Source organism: Nocardioides psychrotolerans, from assembly GCF_943371775.1.
Classification (GTDB): Bacteria; Actinomycetota; Actinomycetes; order Propionibacteriales; family Nocardioidaceae; genus Nocardioides; species Nocardioides psychrotolerans_A.
On sequence record NZ_CALRWD010000135.1, the window covers coordinates 1 to 4,867 of the forward strand.

Here is a 4,867-nt window from a genome sequence, read left to right on the forward strand (position 1 = left end):
CACATTGCGCCGACTCGATCGGGGTCGATCAGGAGCGAGCGATCTCGCGCATCTCGAAGGCCTCCACGACATCGCCTTCCTTGATGTCCTGGAAGTTCTTGACGACCAGACCGCACTCGAAGCCCTCGCGGACCTCGGAGGCGTCGTCCTTCTCCCGCTTGAGCGAGCCGAGGTCGAGGTTGTCGGCCACGACCTTGCTGTCGCGCAGGATGCGGACCTTGGCGTTGCGGCGGATGACACCCGAGGTGACCATGCAGCCTGCGATGTTGCCGAGCTTGGACGAGCGGAAGATCGCACGGATCTCCGCCTGGCCCAGGGTCGACTCCTCGTAGACCGGCTTGAGCATGCCCTTGAGGGCCGCCTCGATCTCCTCGATCGCGTTGTAGATGACCGAGTAGTAGCGGATCTCGACGCCTTCCTTGTCCGCCATCTGGCCCGCCTTGCCCTGGGGCCGGACGTTGAAGCCGATGATGATGGCGTCGGAGGCGGCAGCGAGGTCGACGTTGGTCTCGGTGATGGCACCGACGCCGCGGTCGATGACCCGGAGGCTGACCTCGTCGCCGACGTCGATCTGCGCGAGAGCGTCCTCGAGGGCCTCGACCGAGCCGGACACGTCGCCCTTGAGGATGAGGTTGAGCTCCTGGCTCTCGCCCTTCTCCATGGAGGCCATGAAGTCCTCGAGGGTGCGACGGACCCGACGCTTGGCCTGCATGGCGGCACGCTCGCGCGCCTCACGCTTCTCGGCGATCTGGCGGGCCATGCGGTCGTCCTCGACCACGATGAAGTTCTGGCCTGCGCCAGGCACCGCGGTGAGACCGAGGACCATCGCGGGGCGCGACGGGTCGGCCACCTCGATGTTGTCGCCGTGCTCGTCGAGCATGGCGCGCACGCGGCCGTAGCCGGCGCCCGCCACGATCGAGTCGCCAACGCGCAGGGTGCCGCGCTGGACGAGGACCGTCGCGACCGGGCCGCGGCCACGGTCGAGGTGGGCCTCGACGACCAGGCCCTGGGCGTCCTGGTGGGGGTTGGCCCGCAGGTCGAGCGAGGCGTCGGCGGTCAGGACGACGGCCTCGAGCAGCTTGTCGAGGTTGAGCTCGGACTTGGCCGAGACGTCGACGAACATCGAGTCGCCGCCGTACTCCTCGGGGATGAGGCCGTACTCGGTCAGCTGACCGCGGACCTTGGTCGGGTCGGCGTCGGGCTTGTCGATCTTGTTGACCGCGACCACGATCGGGACACCGGCGGCGCGGGCGTGGTTGAGCGCCTCGACCGTCTGCGGCATGACGCCGTCGTCAGCCGCGACCACGAGGATCGCGATGTCGGTCGCCTGCGCACCACGAGCACGCATGGCGGTGAACGCCTCGTGACCCGGGGTGTCGATGAGGGTGATGCGACGGTCGGTGCCGTCGACCTCGGTGTGGACCTGGTAGGCACCGATGTGCTGCGTGATGCCACCGGCCTCCTTGTCGACGACGTTGGCGTTGCGCAGCGCGTCGAGGAGCTTGGTCTTTCCGTGGTCGACGTGACCCATGACGGTCACGACCGGCGGGCGGATGACGAGGTCGCTGTCGTCGCCCTCGTCGGTGCCGAACTCGATGTCGAACGACTCGAGCAGCTCGCGGTCCTCGTCCTCCGGGGAGACGACCTCGACGTTGTAGTTGAGCTCCTCACCGAGCAGCTCGAGCGTCGCGTCGTTGACCGACTCGGTCGCGGTGACCATCTCACCGAGGTGGAAGAGCATCTGCACCAGCTGGGCCGCGTCGACGCCGACCTTGTCGGCGAAGTCGGTCAGCGAGGCGCCACGGGCGAGACGCACGGTCTCGCCGTTGCCCTTGCGGACCCGCATGCCGCCCAGGGTCGGGGCCTCCATGGCCTCGAACTCCTGGCGACGGGCACGCTTGGACTTGCGTCCACGACGCGACGGGCCGCCGGGGCGACCGAAGGCACCCTGGGTCTGGCCACGCTGGCCGGGGCGGTTGCCGCCACCGGGACGACCGCCACCGCTCGGGCCGAAGCCGCCGGGACGACCACCGGGCGCACCCGCACCAGCGGGGGCACCGCGACCGGGCGCACCGCGACCGGGCGCACCGCCGGGGCCACCGCGACCGGGCGCACCGCCGGGGCCACCGCGACCGGGGCCGCCGGGGCCACCGCGGCCGGCAGGGCCGGGACCGAAGGCGGAGGGGGACTTGGGCATCATCGCCGGGTTGGGGCGCGGCATGCCCGGACGACCCGGAGCGCCACCCTCACGGGCAGCGGGGGGACGGGGCGGACGGTTGTCGCCGGCCGCGGGAGCGGGGGCGTCGTCGGCAGGGGCCTCGCGCGGCGGGGCGGCGGGCTTGCGGCCCATCCCCTGGCTCGACGAGAACGGGTTGTTGCCGGGGCGCGGGGCACCGGGGCGACCGACCGGGCGGGGCGCCGGGGTGGGCGCCTTGGGGCGGGCACTCGTGCCGGCGCTCGCGGCAGCGGCGGGCGCCTCCGGGGCGGCCGGCGTCGCGGCGGGGGCAGCGGCCTCGGCTGCGGGTGCGACCGGGGCGGCCGCGGGGGCCTCCTCGACGACGGGCGCGGCCGGGGCGACGGGCTCGGGAGTCGGCTCGGGGGCCTTCTCCTCGGGGGCGACAGCCTTCTTGACCGGGCCGGGCTTGCGCGGGGCCGGCTTGGGGGCGGCGGGCTTGTCCTCGGCGGGGGCTGCGGCAGCAGGGCCGTCGGCCTTGAGGGACGCGCCTACCTCCTTGCGGAAACGCATCTCCGCAGGGAGCTCGACAGTGGAGCTCGCCGACTTGACGAACTCCCCCATCTCCTTGAACTTCTCGAGAACGAACTTGCTCTCGACGCCGAACTCTTTGGCGAGCTCGTGGACTCGGGTCTTAGCCACAATTCTCCTTCTGGCCCGACCCGCGTCCTGCGGTGGTGTGTCGGACCGTTAGTGGTGGTGTTGCAAACTCATCGGGAGTTACTCATCGAGTGCTCATGAGCTGCTGCTCCAGTTTCTGGTCGGTTTCGTCACTGTGGGTCTGAGCGTGAGTCGAGGTAGTCCGCCACCGGCACGGTGGACAACCCTCCCTCGTGCCGGAGGGCACGGGTGAAGGCTCGTCGCCGTACGGCGAGGTCGTAGCACTCGGTGACGGGGTGGAGGTGCGCTCCCCGGCCGGGTGCGGTGCCATCGGGATCGGGCAGCACGGCCGCGAGGCCGTGCACGTCCGATCCTGCTGTCACACGCAACAACTCGCGCTTGGCGGCCCGCTTGCGGCACCCCACGCACGTGCGGACAGGGTCCGTCGACGTGAGAGGAGCACTTGGGTTGACCACCACCGGCGAGTCTATCCAACTCCGGCCACTTCACCGAACCGGGGCGACCCCGCTGCTGGGCGGGAGCAGGTCACAGGGACCCCAGCAGCCACTCAGTCCTCGGCCGGCACCTCAGCGGGCGACTCTGTCGAGGCGGCCGCCGGCGCCGCGGCCGGCGCCTCGTCGTCGCCGTGGATGTCGATGCGCCACCCGGTGAGGCGGGCCGCCAGGCGGGCGTTCTGGCCCTCCTTGCCGATCGCCAGCGACAGCTGGAAGTCGGGGACCACCACGCGGGCGGAGCGGGCGGCCAGGTCGACGATCTCGACCGAGTTGACCCGGGCCGGCGACAGGGCGTTGGCCACCATGCGGGCCGGGTCGTCGGACCAGTCGACGATGTCGATCTTCTCGCCGTGCAGCTCCGACATCACGTTGCGCACGCGCTGGCCCATCGGGCCGATGCAGGCTCCCTTGGGGTTGACCCCGCTGGCGTCGGTCTTGACCGCGATCTTGGTGCGGTGGCCGGCCTCGCGGGCGATGGCCATGATCTCCACGACGCCGCTGGCGATCTCGGGGACCTCGAGCGCGAAGAGCTTCTTGACCAGGTTGGGGTGCGAGCGCGACAGCGTGATCTGCGGGCCGCGCATCCCCTTGCGCACGGAGACGACCAGGCACTTGATGCGGGTGCCGTGGCTGTAGTCCTCGCCGGGCACGCGCTCGCCGACCGGCAGCAGCGCCTCGAGCTTGCCGAGGTCGACCATCACGTCGTCGGGGTTGCGGCCCTGCTGGATGACGCCGGAGATGATGTCGCCCTCCTTGCCGGCGAACTCGCCGAACCGCACGTCGTCCTCGGCGTCGCGCAGCCGCTGGAGCATGATCTGCTTCGCGGTCGTGGCAGCGATCCGGCCGAAGCCGTCGGGGGTGTCCTCGAACTCGCCCACGACGTTGCCGTCGTCGTCGAGCTCGGCGGCGAGCACGGTCACGTGGCCGGTCTTGCGGTCCAGGGTGACGCGCGCCTTCTCGTGGGAGCCCGGCGTGCGGAGGTAGGCGGTGTGGAGGGCCTGCTCGATCGCCTCGACCAGCACGGAGAAGGAGATCTCCTTCTCTCGCTCCAGCATCCTCAGGATGCTCATGTCGATGTCCATCAGGCGTCGTCCTCCTCGTCGATGTCGCCAGCGTCATCGCCGGCGACGGGCTTGCGGTTGAACTCGATCTGCACGAGCGCCTTGTCGACCTGGTCGAGGCGCACAGCGCGCTCCACGCCGGAGACCTCGACGCTCGCGCCGGTCTCGTCGGTGGTCAGGATCCGTCCGGTGAAGGACGACCCGTCGCTCAAGGTCACCTTGACCAGCCGGTCGATGTTGCGGCGCCAGTGGCGGGGCAGCGTGAGCGGGCGGTCGACCCCGCGCGAGGTCACCTCGAGCGTGTAGGGCATCTCGCCCATGACGTCGGAGGACTCGAGCACGCCGTCGATGGTGCGCGTCGCCTCGGCGACGTCGTCCATCGTGACGCCGCCGTCCTTGTCGACCGCGATGCGCAGCACGCGGCGCTTGCCGGCGGGGGTGATCTCGACGGCCTCGAC

At 70.9% G+C, this 4,867-nt stretch carries 4 protein-coding genes; all 4 read right to left on the minus strand.

What is annotated here, in order from left to right; translation table 11 throughout:
- Nucleotides 1–28 precede the first annotated feature (28 nt).
- Nucleotides 29–2,875, minus strand: a complete 2,847-nt coding sequence (gene infB / locus AAG827_RS21915; RefSeq protein WP_341928330.1) for a translation initiation factor IF-2 — start codon at nucleotides 2,873–2,875, stop codon at nucleotides 29–31.
- A gap of 128 nt (nucleotides 2,876–3,003) precedes the next feature.
- A complete protein-coding gene (locus AAG827_RS21920) occupies nucleotides 3,004–3,312 on the minus strand; it encodes a YlxR family protein (protein WP_341928331.1) in 309 nt (102 codons plus the stop codon).
- 89 nt (nucleotides 3,313–3,401) lie between these two features.
- Nucleotides 3,402–4,430 (minus strand): transcription termination factor NusA, encoded by a 1,029-nt coding sequence (gene nusA / locus AAG827_RS21925; protein WP_341928332.1) that lies wholly within the window; start codon nucleotides 4,428–4,430, stop codon nucleotides 3,402–3,404.
- Nucleotides 4,430–4,867: ribosome maturation factor RimP (rimP, locus tag AAG827_RS21930; RefSeq protein ID WP_341928333.1), on the minus strand; the 438-nt coding region annotated here is incomplete at its 5' end. The genes rimP and nusA, both read right to left, overlap by 1 nt.

Coding starts and splice junctions, on each gene's coding strand:
- nusA (WP_341928332.1), bottom strand. CDS start 4,430: ATGGACATCGACATGAGCATCCTGAGGATGCTGGAGCGAGAGAAGGAG.